Annotated in this window: 18 protein-coding genes; 9 read left to right on the top strand and 9 right to left on the bottom strand. The window is 69.9% G+C overall.

Annotated elements, in window-relative coordinates:
* Positions 1–56 precede the first annotated feature (56 nt).
* The 6 genes from ACQ5SP_RS07085 (at position 57) to lexA (ending at position 4912) form a co-directional block, all read left to right on the top strand.
* Positions 57–638, top strand: coding sequence for an anthranilate synthase component II (locus ACQ5SP_RS07085; protein WP_430937651.1), 582 nt, complete (start codon positions 57–59; stop codon positions 636–638).
* Positions 635–1654, top strand: coding sequence for an anthranilate phosphoribosyltransferase (trpD, locus tag ACQ5SP_RS07080; protein ID WP_430937650.1), 1020 nt, complete (start codon positions 635–637; stop codon positions 1652–1654). The genes ACQ5SP_RS07085 and trpD overlap by 4 nt, the downstream gene beginning before the upstream one ends.
* Positions 1651–2460 (top strand): indole-3-glycerol phosphate synthase TrpC, encoded by an 810-nt coding sequence (gene trpC, locus ACQ5SP_RS07075; protein WP_430937649.1) that lies wholly within the window; start codon positions 1651–1653, stop codon positions 2458–2460. Before trpD ends, trpC begins: the two co-directional genes overlap by 4 nt.
* 2 nt (positions 2461–2462) lie before the next feature.
* Positions 2463–2942, top strand: coding sequence for a cyclic pyranopterin monophosphate synthase MoaC (moaC, locus tag ACQ5SP_RS07070; protein ID WP_430937648.1), 480 nt, complete (start codon positions 2463–2465; stop codon positions 2940–2942).
* On the top strand, positions 2939–4123 hold the full coding sequence (locus ACQ5SP_RS07065) for a molybdopterin molybdotransferase MoeA (RefSeq protein WP_430937647.1): 1185 nt from the start codon (positions 2939–2941) through the stop codon (positions 4121–4123). The genes moaC and ACQ5SP_RS07065 overlap by 4 nt, the downstream gene beginning before the upstream one ends.
* 96 nt (positions 4124–4219) lie before the next feature.
* Positions 4220–4912, top strand: coding sequence for a transcriptional repressor LexA (lexA, locus tag ACQ5SP_RS07060; protein WP_430937646.1), 693 nt, complete (start codon positions 4220–4222; stop codon positions 4910–4912).
* 3 nt (positions 4913–4915) lie between these two features.
* Here the strand turns inward: lexA and ACQ5SP_RS07055 are convergent, their stop codons facing one another.
* Positions 4916–6955, bottom strand: coding sequence for a ComEC/Rec2 family competence protein (locus tag ACQ5SP_RS07055; RefSeq protein WP_430937645.1), 2040 nt, complete (start codon positions 6953–6955; stop codon positions 4916–4918).
* 66 nt (positions 6956–7021) lie between these two features.
* Between ACQ5SP_RS07055 and gltX the strand changes: the two genes are divergently transcribed.
* Both gltX and gltA read left to right on the top strand, forming a co-directional pair.
* Positions 7022–8428, top strand: coding sequence for a glutamate--tRNA ligase (gene gltX, locus ACQ5SP_RS07050; RefSeq protein WP_430937644.1), 1407 nt, complete (start codon positions 7022–7024; stop codon positions 8426–8428).
* Between the two features lie 113 nt (positions 8429–8541).
* On the top strand, positions 8542–9837 hold the full coding sequence (gene gltA, locus ACQ5SP_RS07045; protein ID WP_430937643.1) for a citrate synthase: 1296 nt from the start codon (positions 8542–8544) through the stop codon (positions 9835–9837).
* A 51-nt stretch (positions 9838–9888) separates the two neighbouring features.
* Here the strand turns inward: gltA and ACQ5SP_RS07040 are convergent, their stop codons facing one another.
* Both ACQ5SP_RS07040 and ACQ5SP_RS07035 read right to left on the bottom strand, forming a co-directional pair.
* On the bottom strand, positions 9889–10167 hold the full coding sequence (locus ACQ5SP_RS07040; RefSeq protein WP_430937642.1) for a hypothetical protein: 279 nt from the start codon (positions 10165–10167) through the stop codon (positions 9889–9891).
* The gene (locus ACQ5SP_RS07035) at positions 10164–12986 is read right to left on the bottom strand and encodes a glutamine-synthetase adenylyltransferase (RefSeq protein ID WP_430937641.1); all 2823 of its coding nucleotides are present in this window, start codon (positions 12984–12986) and stop codon (positions 10164–10166) included. The genes ACQ5SP_RS07040 and ACQ5SP_RS07035 overlap by 4 nt, the downstream gene beginning before the upstream one ends.
* Before the next feature lie 100 nt (positions 12987–13086).
* Here ACQ5SP_RS07035 and ACQ5SP_RS07030 point away from each other — a divergent pair, with 100 nt between their 5' ends.
* Positions 13087–13557: a YbaK/EbsC family protein gene (locus ACQ5SP_RS07030; protein ID WP_430937640.1), complete on the top strand. Its 471-nt coding sequence runs from the start codon at positions 13087–13089 to the stop codon at positions 13555–13557.
* On the opposite strand, the gene lpxB is transcribed toward ACQ5SP_RS07030, so the two are convergent.
* The 6 genes from lpxB to bamA form a co-directional block, all read right to left on the bottom strand.
* Entirely contained in the window at positions 13547–14722 is a 1176-nt protein-coding gene (gene lpxB / locus ACQ5SP_RS07025; protein WP_430937639.1) for a lipid-A-disaccharide synthase, read from the bottom strand. The two genes, ACQ5SP_RS07030 and lpxB, sit on opposite strands and share 11 nt — an antisense overlap.
* Complete coding sequence (locus tag ACQ5SP_RS07020) at positions 14722–15561, bottom strand: LpxI family protein (RefSeq protein ID WP_430937638.1); 840 nt, start codon at positions 15559–15561, stop codon at positions 14722–14724. The genes lpxB and ACQ5SP_RS07020 overlap by 1 nt, the downstream gene beginning before the upstream one ends.
* 3 nt (positions 15562–15564) lie before the next feature.
* The gene (gene lpxA, locus ACQ5SP_RS07015) at positions 15565–16365 is read right to left on the bottom strand and encodes an acyl-ACP--UDP-N-acetylglucosamine O-acyltransferase (RefSeq protein ID WP_430937637.1); all 801 of its coding nucleotides are present in this window, start codon (positions 16363–16365) and stop codon (positions 15565–15567) included.
* A gap of 8 nt (positions 16366–16373) precedes the next feature.
* Positions 16374–16850: a 3-hydroxyacyl-ACP dehydratase FabZ gene (gene fabZ / locus ACQ5SP_RS07010; RefSeq protein ID WP_430937636.1), complete on the bottom strand. Its 477-nt coding sequence runs from the start codon at positions 16848–16850 to the stop codon at positions 16374–16376.
* A gap of 75 nt (positions 16851–16925) precedes the next feature.
* On the bottom strand, positions 16926–17492 hold the full coding sequence (locus ACQ5SP_RS07005) for an OmpH family outer membrane protein (protein WP_430937635.1): 567 nt from the start codon (positions 17490–17492) through the stop codon (positions 16926–16928).
* A gap of 4 nt (positions 17493–17496) precedes the next feature.
* Positions 17497–19842, bottom strand: coding sequence for an outer membrane protein assembly factor BamA (bamA, locus tag ACQ5SP_RS07000; RefSeq protein WP_430937634.1), 2346 nt, complete (start codon positions 19840–19842; stop codon positions 17497–17499).
* Positions 19843–19950: the final 108 nt, after the last annotated feature.

The following is a 19950-nucleotide window of genomic DNA, read 5'->3' as shown; positions in this document are numbered from 1 at the left end:
GCATTTATAGCCCGACACACCGCCGGGTTCACCCCTAATTAGGCGAAAGGGCCGCGATGCTGCTTCTGATCGACAACTACGACAGTTTCACCTGGAACCTCGTCCATTACCTGGGCGAGCTCGGGGCCGACGTCGTGGTGCGCCGCAACGACACGCTGACCGCGTCGGAGGCTCTGGCGATGAACCCTGCCGGCATCGTGCTCTCGCCCGGACCCTGCGACCCGGACCAGGCCGGGATCTGCCTCGAGCTGACCGCCGCGGCGGCCGAGTCTGCGGTGCCGCTGCTGGGCGTCTGCCTCGGCCACCAGACCATCGGCCAGGCCTTCGGCGGTCGCGTGGTGCGCGCCGGAGAGATCGTGCATGGAAAGCTCGGCACCATCCGCCACGCCGGGCGCGGCGTCTTCGCCGGGCTGCCCTCGCCGTTGCTGGCGACGCGCTACCACTCGCTGATCGTGGACCGCGACAGCCTGCCCGAAACGCTGGAGATCACCGCCGAGCTGGACGACGGCACGATCATGGGTCTGCGCCACCGCACCCTGCCGATCGAGGGCGTTCAGTTCCACCCGGAAAGCATCCGGTCGGAACATGGCCACGCGATGCTGCGGAATTTCCTGGACATGGTGAAGGTGCCCGCATGACAGAGCGGCTGAAACCGCTGATCGCCGCCGCGGTCGAGCGCCCGCTGTCGCGCGCCGAAGCCGAGGACGCCTTCGCGATCCTGTTCGAGGGTGACGCGACGCCGAGCCAGATGGGCGGCTTCCTGATGACGCTGCGCACCCGCGGCGAGACGGTCGAGGAATACGCCGCCGCCGCCAGCGTGATGCGCGCCAAGTGCAACGCCGTCCGCGCCCCCGAGGGCGCGATGGACATCGTCGGAACCGGCGGCGACGGCAAGGGCACGCTCAACATTTCCACCGCGACGGCCTTCGTGGTCGCCGGTGCGGGCGTCGTCGTCGCCAAGCACGGCAACCGCAACCTGAGCTCCAAGTCGGGGGCCGCCGACGCGCTGGCGCAGCTGGGCATCGAGGTGATGGTCGGCCCCGACATCGTCGAGAAGGCGCTCGCCGGGGTCGGGATCGGGTTCATGATGGCGCCGATGCATCACCCGGCGATCCGGTTCGTCATGCCCACCCGGCAGGAACTCGGCACGCGCACGATCTTCAACATTCTCGGTCCGCTGACCAACCCGGCGGGTGTCAAGCGCCAGCTTACCGGGGCCTTCTCGCGCGAGATGCTGCGCCCGATGGCCGAGACGCTGGCCGCGCTCGGCGCCGAGGCCGCCTGGCTCGTGCATGGCGCGGACGGCACCGACGAGATCTCGATCGCGGGCGAGACCCATGTGGTGGCGCTGGCCGACGGCAAGATCACGGAGTTCACCGTCACCCCCGAGGAGGCCGGCCTGCCGCGCCATTCCTTCGACGCGATCCTTGGCGGCACGCCCGCGGAAAACGGCGCGGCCTTCCGCGCGCTGCTCGACGGGACGGCCTCGGCCTATCGTGACGCGGTTCTCCTGAACGCGGCCGCGGCCCTCCTCGTGGCCGGCAGAGTGAATGCCCTTGTCGAAGGTGTTGAACTGGCGCGGGAAAGCATCGACAGTGGTGCGGCGCGGGCGAAGGTGCGCGCGCTGGCGGAACTGACACAGGCGGCGCAATGACCAGCAGCATTCTCGAGAAGATCCGGGCCTACAAGCTCGAAGACGTGGCCGCGCGCAAGGCGGCGCGCCCGCTCGACAGCGTCGAGGCCGACGCGCGGCAGGCCGACGCGCCGCGCGGCTTCGCGGCGGCGCTGACGGCCGCGAGCACCGCCGGCTACGGGCTGATCGCCGAGATCAAGAAGGCCAGCCCGTCCAAGGGGCTCATCCGGGCCGATTTCGACCCGCCGGCGCTGGCCCGCGCCTATGCCGAGGGCGGCGCGGCCTGCCTGTCGGTGCTGACCGACGGGCCGTCCTTTCAGGGGGCCGATGACTACCTCGTGGCCGCGCGGGCGGCGGTCGACCTGCCCGTTCTGCGCAAGGATTTCCTCTACGATCCCTACCAGGTGGTCGAGTCCCGCGCGCTTGGCGCGGACTGCATCCTGATCATCATGGCCTCGGTCTCCGACGCCCAGGCGGGCGAGCTCGAGGCCGCGGCGATCGCCTGGGGCATGGACGTGCTGATCGAGGTGCATGACCGCGCGGAACTGGAACGCGCCGAGGCGTTGAAATCAAGTCTTATCGGGATAAATAATCGCGATCTCAACACATTCGAGACCAATCTTGATACGACTCGCACGCTGGCGCGGCTGGTGCCCGAGGATCGCATGATCGTGGCCGAGTCCGGCCTCTACGGGCCCGGGGATCTCGCGGATCTCGCCCGCTACGGCGCCCGCTGCTTTCTCGTCGGCGAGAGCCTGATGCGCGAGGACGACGTCGCCGCGGCGACCCGGCAGCTGCTGGCGGAGCCGGCCGGCGCGGGGCACTGAGCATGCCGAAACTGACCCATTTCGACGAGAGCGGCGCCGCACACATGGTAGACGTCTCGGGAAAGCCCGTGACCGATCGCACCGCCGTGGCCGAAGGTCACATCAGGATGGAGCCGGAAACCCTTGATCTCATTGTCGAAGGCCGCGCGAAAAAGGGCGACGTCCTGGCCGTCGCCCGGCTGGCCGGCATCATGGGCGCCAAGAAGACCGCGGAGCTGATCCCGCTCTGTCATCCGCTGCCCATGACCAAGGTCGCGCTCGACCTGGTGCCGGATGCCGCGCTGCCGGGCGTGCAGATCACCGCCACGGTCAAGACATCCGGCCAGACCGGGGTCGAGATGGAGGCGCTGACGGCGGTCTCCACCGCGGCGCTGACCGTCTATGACATGGTCAAGGCGGCCGACAAGGCCATGGTGATCGGAGAGATCCGCCTGACCCTGAAAGAGGGCGGAAAATCAGGCCGTTACGAGGCGTCGCGATGATCCCCACGGCGACGGCGCTGGCGCATGTGCTGGATCTTTGCGCCCCCGTCGGAACCGAAACGGTGGCGCTGGCCGACGCGGCCGGGCGCGTCCTGGCGACCCCCCGCCAGGCCCGCCGCACCCAGCCGCCCTTCCCGGCCGCCGCGATGGACGGCTACGCCCTCGCTGGTGCCGCGGCCAAGCCGGGCGCATGCTTTACCGTGATCGGGGAATCCGCGGCGGGGCATGGCTTCGCTGGGCGGGTGGGCGCTGGCGAGGCGGTCCGCATCTTTACCGGCGCGCCGGTACCCGAGGGGGCCGACCGGGTCGTGATCCAGGAAGACACCGGCCGCGACGGCGACCAGATCACGCTGCGCGAAGGGCTGGATGCCAAAAGCCATATCCGCCCGGCCGGCGACGATTTCGCCGAGGGCGCCGCGCTGGCGGCGCCGCGGCGCCTGACGCCCGCCGACATCGCCCTGCTCGCCGCGATGAATCACGCCGAACTGCCGGTTCGGCGCCGCCCGGAAATCGCCCTGATCGCCACCGGCGACGAGCTGGTGATGCCCGGCGAGTCCCCCGGTCCCGACCAGATCATCGCCTCGAACAGTTTCGGGCTGAAGGCGCTGCTGGAAGCCCAGGGCGCCGCGGTGCGGCTTCTGCCGATCGCGCGCGACCGGGTGGACTCGCTGCACACCGTCTTCGATCTCGCGGCCGGGGCCGACATGATCGTGACGATCGGCGGCGCGTCGGTGGGCGAGCATGACCTGGTGCAGGCCGCCGCGGGCGACAAGGGGCTGGCGCTGGATTTCTACAAGGTCGCGATGCGCCCCGGCAAGCCGCTGATGGCCGGTCGGCTGGCCGGAACGCCCATGGTGGGCCTGCCGGGTAACCCCGTTTCCGCAATGGTTTGTGGTCATATCTTCATGCGGCCTGCCATCGACGCCCTGCTGGGTCTGCCCGCCGGCGCCCTGCCGCGCGAGACCCTGCCGCTGGCCTGCGACCTCGGCCCGAACGGCCCGCGCGAGCACTACATGCGCGGCCGGATCGAACCCGGCCCCGGCGGCGAAACGGTGCGGCCGTTCGACCGCCAGGACAGCGGGCTTCTGTCGGTCCTGGCCGCGGCCGACGTGTTGGCGGTCCGCCCGCCGGGCGACGGCGCGCGCGGCGCGGGCGAAGAGATCGAGATCATCCGTCTCTGACCGGAACGCCTTGACACAAAACGAGAACACAAGTAGAACCCCGGGCCAAGGAAGGTCGGGGCGCCGGGCCCCGCACCAGGGCGGAGGATCGGTTTCATGCTGACGAAAAAGCAGCGCGAACTCCTTGAATTCATTCACAAGCGGCTTCAGAAAGACGGTGTGCCGCCATCTTTCGACGAGATGAAGGAGGCGCTGGACCTGCGCTCCAAATCCGGGATCCACCGGCTGATCACCGCGCTCGAGGAACGGGGCTTCATCAACCGCCTCGCCCACCGGGCTCGCGCGATCGAGATCGTCAAGCTGCCCGACGCGATGGAGCCCCAGGGCTTCGCGCCCCGCGTGATCGAGGGCGATGGCGGCGTGGCCAACCGCCCCGAAGCCGCGATGACGGTCGACCCTGTGCACGCGCTGGACCTGCCCGTAATGGGGCGCATCGCCGCCGGCACGCCGATCGAGGCGATCAGCCATGCCTCGCACCACGTGGCGGTGCCGGGCGCGATGCTGGGGAGTTCCGGCCACCACTACGCGCTGGAGGTCAAGGGCGACTCGATGATCGAGGCCGGGATCAACGACGGCGACATCGTGGTGATCCGCGAACAGGACAGCGCCGAGAACGGCGAGATCGTCGTGGCGCTGGTCGAGGGTGAGGAGGCGACGCTCAAGCGGCTCCGCCGCAAGGGCGACATGATCGCGCTCGAGGCCGAGAACCCGGCCTACGAGACCCGCGTCTACCGCGCCGACCAGGTGGCGGTGCAGGGCCGGCTGGTCGGGCTGATCCGCAGCTACTGACGCCTACCGCGTCCAGAGCCGCGCGCCGGTCACCTGGCGGGCGCCGGTGATGCGCGGGCCGTCCGGCCCCGGTCGGATCGCGACCGCGCCCAGGCGACGCAGGGTCTCCCGGTCGATGACCTGGCAGGCCGCGGCCCCGGCATCGGCCTCGGGGGCGATCACGAGGGCATGCGCGCGGCACGCCGCGTCGACCGCGCCGGCCTCCGCCCGGCCGGTGACGAAGCCGATCCCGCGCAGCTCAGGCCGGGTCCGCGCCGCGGCCACGGCCTGCAGCGCCGGATCGCCGTCATTCTCGAGCCAGCTGAGCGCGACGAACCCGGCGCCCCGCTCGCGGTTCAGCGCCCGGCCCTGCGTGCCCATCACGCCGACAAGCCGCCCGTCATCCGAGACCAGCACGAGCGGGCGCTCCGCCCCGATCCAGAGCGCCGCCGCGGCCAGGATCGCAGCCCCCCCCGTGATCCGCGCCGGCCCGCGCCAGAGCGTCAGGACCAGTGCCCCCCCGGCCAGCAGGGGCAGCACCGCGCCGGGCGGCGTCACCACCTGGCGCACCGCGCCCTCGAACCCGGCGACGTGATGCGCGACACCGAGGATCCAGTCGATCCCGGCCGCCATCGCCGCGAAGGCCGGGCCGGCCAGGCCGAGCGGCCAGAGCAACAGCCCCGCGACCGCCGCCGGCATGACCAGCGCCCCCATCACCGGCACCGAGGCGAGGTTCGCGATCAGCCCGTAATGCGACATCTGGTTGAAGTGAAACGCGCCCACCGGCGCCGTCGCCGCCCCGGCCACCGCCGAGGAGATCAGCACCCCGACCGGCCAGCGCGCCCAGCGTGGCAGGCGGGCCGGGCGCCCCGCACGCCGCCGCGCCTGCGTCGCGTCGCGGATCGCGCCGAAGACCATCACCAGCGCGGTCGTCGCGGCGAAGGACATCTGGAAGCCCGGGCCGACGAGGCTCTCGGGCCTGAGGCAGAGCACGATCACCGCCGCGACCGCGACCGCGCGCAGCGTCAGCGCCCGCCGGTCCAAGAGGACCGCGCCGAGCACCACCGCCGCCATGACGAAGGCGCGTTCCGTCGCGACGCTCGCCCCCGAGAGCACCAGATAGGCCAGCCCCGCGGGCAGCGCGGCTGCCGCCGCCAGCTTCTTGCCCGAAACCCGCAGCGCCAGCCGCGGCACCAGCGCCACGCCGGCCCGCACCGCGCCGAAGACCAGCCCGGTCAGCAGCCCCATGTGCAACCCCGAGATCGCCAGCAGATGCGCGAGGTTCGAGGCCCGCAGATCCTCGAGCACCGCGCGGCTCACGCCTGACCGGTCACCCACCAGGATCGCCGCGGCGATCGCCCCCGCCTGCCCCGGCATCTCGGCCCGGAGCGCGGCCGCCAGCCGCATCCGGAGGGCAAGGATCGCCTGCGCCGGCCCGCCCGCGGCCGGGGCGATGGCCAGCATCGGCGTGCGCGCATAGCCCACCGCGCCGAGGCCGGCGAACCAGGCGTTGCGCTGGAAATCGAAACCGCCGGGCTCCACCGGGCCCGCGGGCGGCGAGAGATGCGCGGTGACCATGACCCGCAGCCCCGGACCGGGCGGATCCTCGGCGGCGGCGCCGTGCAGCGCGACCCGAACCCGGCCCGGCAGCTCCGCCGTTTCGACACGGCTGAGCACCACCCGGTCGAGCGTCACCCGCGGCGCGTCCGAGACCGACCGGTCGAGCGCGACGACACGCCCTTCCACCGGCCCGTAATAGCGGAAATCGAGCACCGGCGCGGCAACGATGTGCGCCCGCGCCCCGGCCAGGCAGATCCCTGCCAGAACCAGCGCCGCCGCGCCGGGCAGCGGCGCCCAGGCGCCCCCCCGGCGCCAGGCGACAAGGCCCAGCACCGCGGCGGCCCCGGCCGCGGCGGCGAAATGCGCGAGCCCCGGCTCCCAGCGCAGCTGGAAATAGATCCCGATCCCCGCGGCCAGCATGACCGGCACCCACAGGAACAGCCGCCCGCGCTGCGCCAGCAGGGCGGCCGCGACAAGGCGGAAAGGCGCGAGGCTTGTGTCCATGCCGGTGATTGCCTAAACAGCGCCAGACGCTATCTCCCGCATGGTTTCCAGAAGGTTAACGCCCGCATGTCCGAGCGCAACGTCGTCACCCGCTTCGCCCCCTCGCCCACCGGCTTCCTGCATATCGGAGGCGCGCGCACGGCGCTCTTCAACTGGCTCTACGCGCGCGGGCGCGGCGGGCGGTTCCTGCTGCGCATCGAGGATACCGACCGCGAACGCTCCACGCCCGAGGCGACGGCGGCGATTTACGCCGGACTGCGCTGGCTCGGCCTCGACTGGGACGGCGAGGCCGTGAGCCAGGCCGCCCGCGCCGACCGCCACGCCGAAGTGGCCCGGACGATGCTGGCCAGCGGCCATGCCTACAAGTGCTTTGCCAGCGCCGAAGAGATCGCGGCCTTCCGCGAGGCCGCCCGCGCCGCGGGCCGCTCGACCAATTTCAAGAGTCCCTGGCGCGATGCCGACCCGGCCGATCACCCGGCCGACACCCCCCATGTCGTGCGCCTGAAAGCGCCGCTTGAGGGCGAGACGGTGATCGCGGACGCGGTGCAGGGCCGGGTGACCTGGCAAAACGACACGCTCGACGACATGGTTCTTTTACGATCCGATGGTAGCCCCACCTACATGCTGGCCGTTGTCGTCGACGATCACGACATGGGCGTGACCCATATCATCCGGGGCGACGATCACCTGTCGAACGCCGCCCGGCAAAGCTTCGTCTATGCCGCGATGGGCTGGGAGATCCCGGTTTTCGCGCATATCCCGCTGATCCACGGGCCGGACGGCAAGAAGCTGTCGAAACGTCACGGCGCGCTCGGGGTGGAGGAATACCGCCGCATGGGCTACCTGCCCGAGGCGATGCGCAACTACCTTGCCCGTCTCGGCTGGAGCCATGGCGACGACGAGTTCTTCACCACCGGCCAGGCGCTCGACTGGTTCGACATTTCCGGCATCAAGAAGGCACCGGCGCGGTTCGATTTCAAGAAGCTCGAAAACCTCTCAGGGCAGCATATTGCAGCTGCAGAAGATTCCGAGATTCTGGACGCCGTGGCGGATTATCTGGCCGCGAATGGGCGCGAAAAATTGACCCAAGCCCAGCGTGACGCACTGTCGCGCGCGATGTACTGCCTGAAAGACCGCGCGAAGACGATCCCTGAATTGCTTGAAAAAGCGCATTTTATTCTTACCGATCGCCCGATCGCGCCGGATGAGAAGTCGGCGAAGGCCCTCGATCCTGTATCCCGTGGTATACTGGGAGAATTGACGCCGCACCTGCAAAATGCTAGCTGGGAACGCGATACGCTCGAAGCCACCGTGCAGGGCTTTGCCGAGGCGAAAGAGATGAAGCTAGGCAAGATTGCACAGCCTCTCCGCGCAGCACTGGCCGGCCGCACGGTTTCTCCGAGCGTTTTCGACATGATGTGTCTCATCGGACGGGAGGAGACCATCGCGCGGATCACGGATGCGGCGGCCTGAGCCTGCGCCCCGTCCGTGCCGGCGAAGAAAGAGCACCGGGCGCCGCGGCGGCCGGCAGCGTGTATCCCTCCGGCCCCTGTCCCGGGCGCCGGCACAGCATGAGAGGACATAAGATGGCCGACATGACGAAGACCGCGACGCTCAGCTTCGGGGATACGTCGCTGGAACTGCCCGTGCATTCGCCGACGGCCGGGCCGGACGTGATCGACATCCGCAAGCTCTATGCGCAGGGCGGTGTCTTCACCTACGATCCCGGCTTCACCTCCACGGCGTCCTGCGACTCCACCATCACCTATATCGACGGCGACAAGGGCGAGTTGCTGCACCGCGGCTACCCGATCGACCAGCTGGCCGAGAAATCGCATTACCTCGAGGTCTGCTACCTGCTTCTCTATGGCGAACTGCCCTCGGCCGAGCAGCTCGAGGATTTCGAGTGTCGCGTGACCAACCACACCATGCTGCACGAGCAGATGCAGAACTTCTTCCGCGGGTTCCGCCGGGACGCGCATCCGATGGCGATCATGGTGGGCGTGGTCGGCGCGATGTCGGCCTTCTATCACGACTCGACCGACATCACCGATCCCTGGCACCGCGAGGTCGCCTCGATCCGGCTGATCGCCAAGATGCCCACCATCGCGGCCTGGGCCTACAAGTATTCCATCGGCCAGCCGATGGTCTATCCGCGCAACGACCTCGACTACGCGTCGAACTTCCTGCGCATGTGCTTCGCCGTGCCGGCCGAGGACTACGTCGTCAACCCGATCTTCGCCCGCGCGATGGACCGGATCTTCACCCTGCACGCCGATCACGAGCAGAACGCCTCCACCTCGACGGTGCGGCTGGCGGCCTCGTCCGGCGCCAATCCCTTCGCCTGCATCGCCGCCGGCATCGCCTGTCTCTGGGGGCCGGCCCATGGCGGCGCCAACCAGGCCTGCCTCGAGATGCTGCGCGAGATCGGCACGGTCGACCAGATCCCCGAATACATCGAGCGCGCCAAGGACAAGGACGATCCGTTCCGCCTGATGGGCTTCGGCCACCGGGTCTACAAGAATTTCGACCCGCGCGCGAAGGTGATGAAGCAATCCGCAGACGAGGTGCTCGAACTGCTGGGCGTCGAGGATAACCCGACCCTGCAGGTCGCCAAGGAACTGGAGCGCATCGCGCTCGAGGACCCGTATTTCGTCGACAAGAAGCTCTACCCGAACGTGGATTTCTATTCCGGCATCATCCTCGACGCGCTCGGATTCCCGACCGCGATGTTCACCCCGATCTTCGCGCTGTCGCGCACGGTGGGCTGGATCTCGCAGTGGAAGGAAATGATCGCCGACCCGCAGATGAAGATCGGCCGGCCGCGCCAGCTCTACATGGGCGAGACGCGCCGCGACTACGTGGACGTCGAAAACCGCTGATCCGCGGATATGGCGGCACGTCGGGCGGCCGTCCTTCGGGGCGGCCGTTTCCTATTGCCGCCGGGCGCGTCCCGCGCGGCCGCCGCGCCGGCCCGAATGCACGGCCCGGTCGAGCCCGGCGCGCAGCACCTGCGTCATCGGATGATCCGGGGCGGCGGCCCCGTGACGCTCGAGCAGGGCCGCGATATGGGCGCGCGTATCGGCCTCCCCGGACAGGCCGAGCGCCCAGTCCAGGAAGATCGACCGGCAATCGGCCTCGGTGATGCCCTCGATCCGGTAGGCCTCGTGGATAAGCCCCCGCGGGTCGGCCCAGAACCTGTCGCGTGTCATGCCTCTGCCTCGTCGCCGTCGCCCCCCGGGGCGGACCGCGCGAGTATTCCGTCGATCATCTCTTCCGTCCGGCACCGATGCGACTCGAGATCGTCGGCAAGCGACTCCACGTCCGCGCCGCCGGTCTCGCGCAGGAGGAAGGTTCGCCCGCCCTCGCCCAGTTCCTCCATGTCGAGCGGCTTTTCCATCAGCAGCCGCCCGCACTGGTTGAGCCGCCGCAGCGCGCGGTGGCGGTCGGTCAGCGCCGCCGCCTCGTCCCCGGTCAGGAACCCGGCCGCGGCCCCGGCGGCCAGCTGCGCATCCGGCGCGCGGTCCGCCGCGCCCGCCACCAGCGCGGCGGCCTGGGAAATCAGTTCGATGTCCTGGATGCGCCCCCGGCCCAGCTTGGCCTCCCAGGGATTGCGCAACCGCGCGGGATCGGCCGCCTTGGCGATCCGCTCGCGCATCGCGCGGGTCTCGCGGGCCGCCGTCGCCGCGTCGCCCGTCTCGGCCAGAAGCGCGCGCCGGAAGCTCTCGATCTCGTCGCCGAGCCCCGGCTCGCCCGCCACGGGCCGCGCCCGCGTCAGCGCCATGTGCTCCCATGTCCAGGCCTCGTCGCGCTGGTATTTCTGAAACCCCGAGAAAGAAACCGCGACCGGCCCCTGCCGGCCCGAGGGACGAAGCCGCATATCGACCTCGTAAAGCTGGCCCTCGGCCATGCGCGCGGTCAGCGCCGTCACCAACGCCTGGGTGAGCCGCGCGTAGTAAGCCGTTACCGAAAGGGGTCTTTTTCCCGTCGACTCCGTTTCACCATTGGCCGAGTAGATCACGATCAAATCGAGGTCGGAGGTGGCCGTCAGCATCTCCGCCCCGAGCGATCCCATGCCCAGCACCGCCGCGCCGCGCCCCGGCGGCGGCCCGTGACGGCGGGCGAAATTCGCGACCACGACCGGCCAGAGCGCGCGCAGCACCGCCCCGGCCAATTCGGAATATTGCCGCGCCGCCTCGTCGGCATCGACCAGGCCGCGCAGGTGATGCACGCCGATGCGGAAATGGCGCTCCTTCATCCAGCGCCGCGCCGCATCGAGCCGGCGTTCGTAATCGTCCTCCTCCGCGGCGAGTGTCTCGGCAAGCGCCCCGACCAGCGCGTCCTCGCCGGGCCAGGGGGCGAAGAAATCACCGCCGATCACCGCGTCCAGCACCTGCGGATTGCGCGAGAGATACCCCGACAGCCCCGGTGCCGTGGCGCAGATATCGGCCAGCAGATCCACCAGTTGAGGGTTGGCGTCGAACAGCGAGAACAGCTGAACGCCAGCCGGCAACCCTTTGAGAAACCCGTCGAATTGCAAAAGCGCCTCTTCGGGGCGCGCGGCGCGGGCAAAGCGCTCCAGCAGGCCGGGCTTGACCCGCTCGAAGATCTCCGCGGCGCGCGAGCTGCGCAGCGCCGGGTAGTCGCGCCAGCGCGCGATGATCTCCTGCGCGGTCTCCGAGAACTCGATTTCCGGTGTCTCGCCGGTCTTTTCGGGCGCGAAGAACCGCTCGATCAGGCCATCGATCTCTTCCAGCCGGTGCCGGATATCCGCGCGATAAGCCTCCGTGTCGTCCCAGCCCGAGAACCGCGCCAGCCGGTCGAAGCCCCCGGCATTGGGCAGCTTGTGGGTCTGCGCGTCGTTCAGCATCTGCAGCCGGTGTTCCACCGTGCGGTGCGCGCGGTAGGCGGTCGCCAGCACCTCGGCGGCCTCTTCGGGAATCCAGCCCTTGTCGGCCAGCACGGCAAGCCCCTCGACCGTGCCGCGCACCCGCAGGTCCGGGTCGCGCCCCCCGGCGATGATCTGCCGGGTCTGGGTGAAGAACTCGATCTCGCGGATCCCGCCACGGCCGAGCTTCATGTCGTGGCCTTCCAGCGTGATCCGCCCGCCGAGCCCCTTGTGACTGCGGATCCTGAGCCGCATGTCGTGGGCGTCCTGGATCGCCGCGAAATCGAGATGCCTGCGGTAGACGAAGGGCGTCAGCCGCGACAGGAACTCGGCGCCGGCCTCCAGGTCGCCCGCGCAGGGCCGCGCCTTGATATAGGCCGCGCGTTCCCAGGTGCGGCCGACGCTTTCGTAGTAGCGCTCGGCGGCCTCCATCGACAGGCAGACCGGGGTCACCGACGGGTCGGGCCGCAGCCGCAGGTCGGTGCGAAAGACGTAGCCCTCGCCGGTGACGTCCGAGAGCAGCGCGCTCATCCGGCGTGTCACGCGGATCAGGGCCGCGCGCACCTCGTGCAGGTCGTCCGGGGCGTAACGGCTTTCGTCGAACAGGCAGATCAGGTCGATATCCGAGGAATAATTGAGTTCCCCGGCGCCCATCTTGCCCATGGCCAGCACGGTCATGCCGGCGGCCGTCGCGATGTCGTCCTCGGTCGCGCCGGGGATCTTGCCGCGCCGGATCTCGGCCGCGACCAGCGCCTTGAGCGCCCGGTCGGTGGCACAATCGGCAAAGCGCGTCAGCGCGCCGGTGACCTCGTGCAGCGCCCAGGCCCCGCCCAGGTCCGCCAGCGCCGTCAGGAGCGCCACGCGGCGCTTGGCGACCCGCAGCGCGGTCTTGAGCTGCGCCGGGTCCCCGGGCAGATCGGCCTCCACCGCGGCGAGCGCGTCGTGGGGCTCCTGCTCCCAGGCGTCGCGCAGCCAGTCGGCCTCGCGGCGCAGCAGCGTGTTCAGGTACTGGCTGCATCCGGCCGTGCCGCGGATCAGCTCCAGCATTTCGGGCGGCGCACCGTCATAGAGCGCCGCGGTCTCCGCGGCGATCTCGGTCTCGAAGGGGATCGGGGCGGCGTTGAGGCGGCGGATCAGGGACATGGGCGGCAGAATGGGGCCAGCCGCGCGGGGGGTCAACTGCGGTTGCGTCCCCCCGGCCCCGTGGCGATAACAGGTCGCAGCAGGAGAGGAGAGCAGCCCGATGAGCAAGAGCGTGAAACGGGTGCGGGCCGCGCTGGAGGCCGCGGGACTCGACGTCGAGATCGTCCGAACCCCCGATCAGACCCGCACCGCGCAGCAAGCGGCCGACGCCGTGGGCTGCGAGATCGACCAGATCGTGAAATCCATCATTTTCCGGGGCGAGACCAGCGGCGCGGCCATCCTCTTCCTGACCGCCGGCGGCAACCGCGTGGACGACGCGAAGGCGGCGGCGCTGACCGGCGAGCCGCTCGGCCGCGCCGACGCGGCGCTGGTGCGCGCGCAGACGGGCTTCGCGATCGGCGGCGTGGCACCGATCGGGCACCTCAGCCCGATCCGCGCCTTTCTCGACCCGCGGCTGACGGCGTTCGAGACCGTCTGGGCCGCCGGCGGGACACCGCATCACGTCTTCCCGATTGCGCCGCGCGACCTCGAACGCCTGACGGGCGCCAGGGTCGCCGGCTTCACGGAATAGCGCCCAGCACCGCCCGCGCGGCGCGCAGACCCGGATCCTCGGCGTCGCGCCCGAGAAGGCGCATGGTCTCCTCGGCGGCCGCGAGCTGCGCCGCCCGCGCCCGACCGTCGCCCAGAAGCTCCAGCATGGCCGCCGCGATCGGCTTGGGCCGGCAGGCGTCGCCCAGGAATTCCGGCACCACCTTGCGGCCGGTGACGATGTTGACCAGCGTCACGGTATCGATCCGCATCATCCGCCGGATGATCTGGCGCGACATCCAGGTCATGTCGTAGGCGATCACCATCGGCGTCGCCATCGCCGCCAGTTCCAGCGACACCGTGCCCGATGCCGCCAGTGCCGCGTCGGACGCCGCGAAAGCCCGGTATTTCTCTTGCACCGCCGCATCCGTGGCCTGGCCGCGCGGGTCGAGCACCACGGGATCGCCGGGCCAACCGGCGGTCAGCTGCGCGACGAGATCGGCCACGCCCGCCGCCGCGGGGATCACCACGCGGGCATCCGGCCGCTCGGCCAGAACCTCGCGCAGCGCGGCCCCGAAGATCGGCGCCAGCCGCGTGACCTCGCCACGGCGCGATCCCGGCAGCGCACAGAGCAGCGGCGCCGCTTCCGCGATCCCGTGACGGTCACGGAATTCCGTTGCTTCCCAGGCACTTGGAACGGGATCCTCGACCACCGGATGTCCCACGAAATCGCACCCCATGCCGGCGGCTTCCATGTAGGGCGGCTCGAAGGGATACAACGCGAGGACATGATCGATATGGGCGGCCATCTTTTCGGCCCGTTGCGGACGCCAGGCCCAGACCGTCGGCGCCACGTAGTGGATCGTCCGGATCTCCGGCGCATGGGCCTTCACGCGGGCCGCGACGCGCAGGCAGAAATCCGGGCTGTCGATCGTGACCAGCGCATCGGGGCGCATCTCCAGCACGGCGGCGGCGGCCTCGTCGCGCCGGCGCAGAAGCTGGCGCAGCCGCGGCAGCACCTCGGCGATACCCATCACCGAGAGATCCTCCATGGGAAAGAGGCTCTCCAGCCCCTCGGCGGCCATCAGCGGGCCGCCCACGCCCGCAAACGCCGTATCCGGCGCGAGCCGCTTCAGCCCGGCCATGAGCCCGGCCCCGAGCCGGTCGCCCGAAGGCTCCCCCGCGATCAGGAAGAGCCGGCGGCCCATCAGATATCGTCCCGCGCCCAGACGAAGAGCCCGGCGGCCTCTGCCGCGGCAAGGGTCTCGTCCCGTTCCAGCACCAGCACGCGGCCGGCGGCGAGAACGATCCCGGCCAGGCCCGCCGCGGCGGCGCCCCGCACGGTTTCGGGGCCGATGGCGGGCATGTCGACCCGCAGATCCTGGCCCGGCTTCGGCATTTTCAGCAGCACGCCGCGCGCACCGTCGGGATTGGGCCGGGCACCGCGGGCGGTTTCGGCCACGAAGCGCAGCATCGCGTCGGTGCCCTGCACCGTCTCGACGCCCAGGCAGAGCCCCTGCGCGACCACGGCCCCCTGCCCGATGTCCAGCGCGCCCAGGCCCTGCACGATCTCCGCCGCGCGGTCCGCATCCGCCCGGTCGGCATGTCCCGGCGCCGTCGCCGTCAGAAAGCCGGGCGCGGCGGTCAGGGCGGGCACGAGGTCATGGGGCGCTTCGACGGTGAAGCCCGCCTCCTCGAACACCGCGATGACCACGCGCAGCAACCCGTCATCGCCGCCCTGCATCGCCGCCATGAGCCGCGGCGCCACCGCCAGGAAGGTGTCGTCGAAACCGGCCGGGTCGAGCGCCGGGCGGCGCATGCCCCCGGCCATCACGACATGGGTGACGCCGGCCGCGCGCAGGTCGGCAAACAGCGCGCCCAGCTTCTCGATCCGGGCCGCGATGACGGGAAAGCCGGCGGCCTCGACCGTCGTGCCGGCAAAGGCCACCAGCGTCACCGGCCGCCCCGCCGCCTCGGCTGCGGCCGCGATCTGGCCCGGCAGCGCACCGCCGCCCGCGAGGATCGCCAGCTTGCCCGCCTCCGCCATCGCTCAGCCCGGGGTCAGGAAGGAACGGTCGGATGCGCCCAGCACGAACTCGACCACGTCGCGGACATAGGCGCTGTCGGTGTCTTCCTCGGCCAGGCGGCGGGCGCGTTCCTGGAAGGCGCCTTCGCCCTGGGCGAGTTCCTGGTAGGCCGCGCGCAGCGCCGAGATGTCCTCCTTGGCGACGCCGCCGCGCTTGAGCCCGACGAGGTTCAGCCCGTCGAGCCGCCCGCGCGGCCCCTGCACGAGGCCATAGGGGATCACGTCGTTGGTCACCATGGTCACCGCGCCGATGATCGCGCCGCGCCCGATGCGCACGAACTGGTGGATGCCCGAGAGGCCGCCGATGATGACGTTGTCGCCGATGATGCAGTGCCCGGCAAGGGCCGAGTCGTTGGCCATGATGACGCGGTCGCCCACCTGCGCGTCATGGCCCACATGGGCGCCGGTCATGAAGAGGCAGTCATCGCCCACGCGCGTGATGCCGCCGCCGCCCTCGGTGCCGGTGTTCAGCGTCGCGCCCTCGCGGATGCGGTTGCGCCTGCCGATGACGAGCCGGGTGCGCTCGCCCGCGAATTTGAGATCCTGGGGCACCTCGCCGACGCTGGCGAAGGGAAAGACCTGGGTTTCGTCACCGATCTCGGTCCAGCCCGTGACCACGGCGTGCGACTTCACCTCGACCCCGGCACCGAGCGTGACCTCGGGCCCGATCACGGAAAACGGCCCGACGCGGCAGCCGGCGCCGATGACCGCCCCCGCCTCGACGATGGCCGAGGGGTGGATCTCTGCCGTGGGATCGATGGCCATGGGGCGCCTTACTTGTTGTCGCCGGGCAGCGCGATCATCGCCGAGAACTCGGCCTCGGCGGCCTTCTCGTCGCCGACCATCGCGACGCCCTCGAACTTCCAGATCTTGCCGCGCCCGCGCTGCACGGTCACGTGCAGTTCCAGCACGTCGCCGGGGCCCACCTGGCGGCGGAACCGCGTCTTGTCGAGGGTCATGAAATAGACCAGCGGGTTCTTGTCCACGAGATCCAGCGTCCAGCCCACCAGCACCCCCGCCGTCTGCGCCATCGCCTCGACGATGGTGACGCCCGGCATCACCGGTTTCTGCGGGAAATGTCCCTGGAAATGCGGCTCGTTGAAGGTCACGTTCTTGATGCCGACCGCCCCTTCCCCGGCGCGGATGTCCCGGACGCGGTCGATCAGCAGGAACGGGTAACGATGGGGAATGATCCGCTGGATCAGGGAGATATCCGCTTCCGGGAGCGGCGCTTCTGACGCATCCATCATGCTCGGTGACCTCTGTGACAGCGTCCTGACCGGACCCCGGACCTGACTAGCAAGCGGGTCCGGCGGTGACAAGCGTCACTCCGCCCCGCCCGCGGCCTCGCGGCCATCGCCGAGCTGCGCGTTGACCCGCCGGATCGCGCGATCGGTGATCTCGATCCGGTCGGCCGAGAGGATAATCGCGCGATCCTCCAGCAGCGCCACCGCGCCGGCCTCGCGGATGATTTCCAGCAGGATCGGCAGCGCCGCATCGAAGAAGCGCTGGCGCTCTGCCTCGGCGCGGGCATCGAGATCACGCGCCTTCTGGTCCTGGCGCTGGCGGATCTCGACGACCTTGCGGTCGAAGGCGTCGGCCAGCTCGCGGAACTCTTCGGGATCCATGTCCGGCCGCCGCTCGGTCAGGTCGCGTTCCTCGGCGCTGAGTTCCGACTCGATGCGGCGGTTCTCGGCGGCGAGCGCGCTGGCGGCCTCTTCCAGCTCGCGCCGGACGCGTTGGCCGAACGCCGACTCGGCGAAGAACCGCTCCTGGTCGAGCGTCAGCACCGGGCTGCGCGGCAGCCCGTCCGCCGACCCGTCCTGCCCGGCCGCCGGGACGGCGGCCAGCCAGAGCGTCAGGAATACCGCTGCGAGTCGCGGCAGGGACATGGGATCAGAACCGGGTCTGGATCGTCAGGTCGAAATTGCGCTCGCGGTCGTAGTCTTCCTTCTGCAGCGCCTTCGAGAAGTTGAAGCGCAGCGGGCCGATGGCGGTGTCCCAGAAGACCGAGAACCCGATCGCCGAGCGGATGGCGAACTCGTCGTCGAACTGTGTCGTTCCGCTGAAACCGCTCGCGTAGTCCAGGCCCCACACCGAGCCCATATCCGCGAAGACCCCGCCGGAAATCCCGTATTCCTCGGGCAGGCCCAGCGGGAAGGCCGCCTCGATCCGGGCAACGGTGTAGTAATTGCCGCCGAGCGCATCGTCTTCGTAGGCAGCGTCGCGTTCCCGCGGCCCCAGCCCGAGATACTCGAAGCCGCGCATCTGCCGCGAGCTGAGGAAGAAGCGGTCGGACACGCGGGACTCGCCCGAGAGCATGGTCAGCGCCCCGCCCTCGATCTCGGCGCGCAACGTCACCTCCTCGTTGAGGATCTTGCGCTCGACCCCGGCCAGCGCCGTGGTCTTGATGTATTCCTGGTCGCCGCCCAGCCCGGCGAAGTCCTGGCTGAAGCGCAGCACCACGCCCCGCGTCGGGTCGAGCCCGCGGCCACGGGTGTCGAAGCTGTAGGTGTAGCCGATGCCGCTGCTGATCGCGGAGCCCTCGTCGGCCGCGATCACCGGCGACAGGTTACCGCTCACGTTGCTGATCTCGTCCTCGGCCACGAAGTAGCGGACGCCCAGGCGGCCGTATTCGCTGACCGGAAACTCGAGGCTCGGCGAGAAGCGGATGCGCTTGGTGTCGTAGCTCGCGAATTCGTCGTCGGTCGTGGTCCGGTAGGACAGGCTCAGGCCAAGCTCGAGGTCGCGGTCGAGGAAGGCCGGCTCGATGAAGGTCAGCTCGGAGTCCTGGCTCGAGGTGCCGCTCTCGATCGAGAACCGCAGCGTCTGCCCCCGCCCGAGGAAATTGGTCTCGCTGAAATTGACCGAGGCGCCGACACCCTGGTCGGTGCCGTAGCTGAGCCCGAAGCCGAGAGAGCCCGTCGGCTGTTCCTCGACATCGACGTCGACGATTACGCTTTGCGGCCGGGTGCCCTCGCGCGTTTCGACATCGGCGCGGCCGAAGAAGCCGAGCGCGCGGATGCGTTCGGCGGACTGCCGGATCGCGCGGGGATTGAACGGGTCGCCCTCCACCGTGTTGAACTGCCGCCGGATGACGCGGTCGAGCGTGGTCGTGTTGCCCTCGATGTCGATGCGCTCGACGAAGACGCGTTCGCCCTGCACGATCTGGAAGTCGACGTCCAGCGTGCGGGTCTCGGGGTTGCGGGTGATCTGCGGATCCACCCGGATGAAGTTGAGCCCCTGCTGGATCGCGTAGCGTTCCATCCGCGCGATCGCCCGGTCGAGCAGCGTCGGCGAATAGGTGACGCCGGGCCGTATCGTGAGCAGGGCGCGGTATTCCGCGGGGTCGATCTCGGGCAGATCGGAGCTCGCGGTCAGCTGGCCGAAGTCGAAGGACTGCCCTTCCTCGATGCGGAAGGTCAGGAAGAAGGCGTTGCGCTCGCGCGAGAACTCGGAGGTGACGGAGAGGATGCGGAAATCCACGTAGCCGCGCGAGGCATAGAAATCGCGCAGCACCTGCTTGTCGAACTCGATCCGCTCCTCGACGAAGGTATCGCGCTGGATCAGGCGGCGCAGCAGGCCGGCCTGCTTGGTTTCGAGCACGCGGCGCAGGCGCCGGTCGGAAAAGTCGCGGTTGCCCACGAAACTCAGCCGCTCGATCTCGATCACGCGGCCCTCGCGGATCTCGAAGACGAGATCGACGCGGTTGTCGGACCGCTCGATGATGACCGGGTTGACCGCGGCCGAGAACCGGCCGGACTGGCGGTAGGCCTCGGCGATGGCGGCGGCGTCGGCCTCGGCCTGGGACGGGCTGTAGACGCGGCGCGGCTGGGAGTCGACGACCCCGGCGAGGGTCTCGTCATTGATGCGGCGGTTGCCTTCGAAATTGATGACGTTGATCGTGGGGAATTCCTCGACACGGATCACCAGGCGGTTGCCTGAGGGAACGAGCTCGACCGATTCGAAGAGGCCGGAATTGATCAGGCTCTGGTAGGCGTCGTTCAGCTGGCCGGCGGTGACGGCCTCGCCGCGCGCGATATCCACGTATCTCAGGATCGTCGGCGTCTCGATGCGCTGGTTGCCCTCAATCGCGATGCTCGAGAAGCTGTAGTTTTCGCTCTGTGCCTGGGCCTGCGGCGCCACCGCGCCGAACAGCACCAGACCCATGGCGAGCAGGACCCCGCGAACCGTGTCCGCCCCGCTGATACGCCTGCCGACACCGCCCCTGTACTGCCTCATCCCGTACGCCCCGCTTGGTAGAAAATGCCCGAGTCTGCATAGAGAGTAAGGGGTGGGTTGTCAAAAGCGCAAAGCAAAACGGCCCGGGCGTTGCCGGGCCGTCCATCC

Origin of the sequence: Rhodovulum sp. YNF3179 (assembly GCF_050586465.1) — a bacterium.
Lineage (GTDB): Bacteria > Pseudomonadota > Alphaproteobacteria > Rhodobacterales > Rhodobacteraceae > CAJXYS01.
Note: the sequence above shows the minus strand (reverse complement) of the source record. Positions and strands in the feature narration are given on the sequence as shown.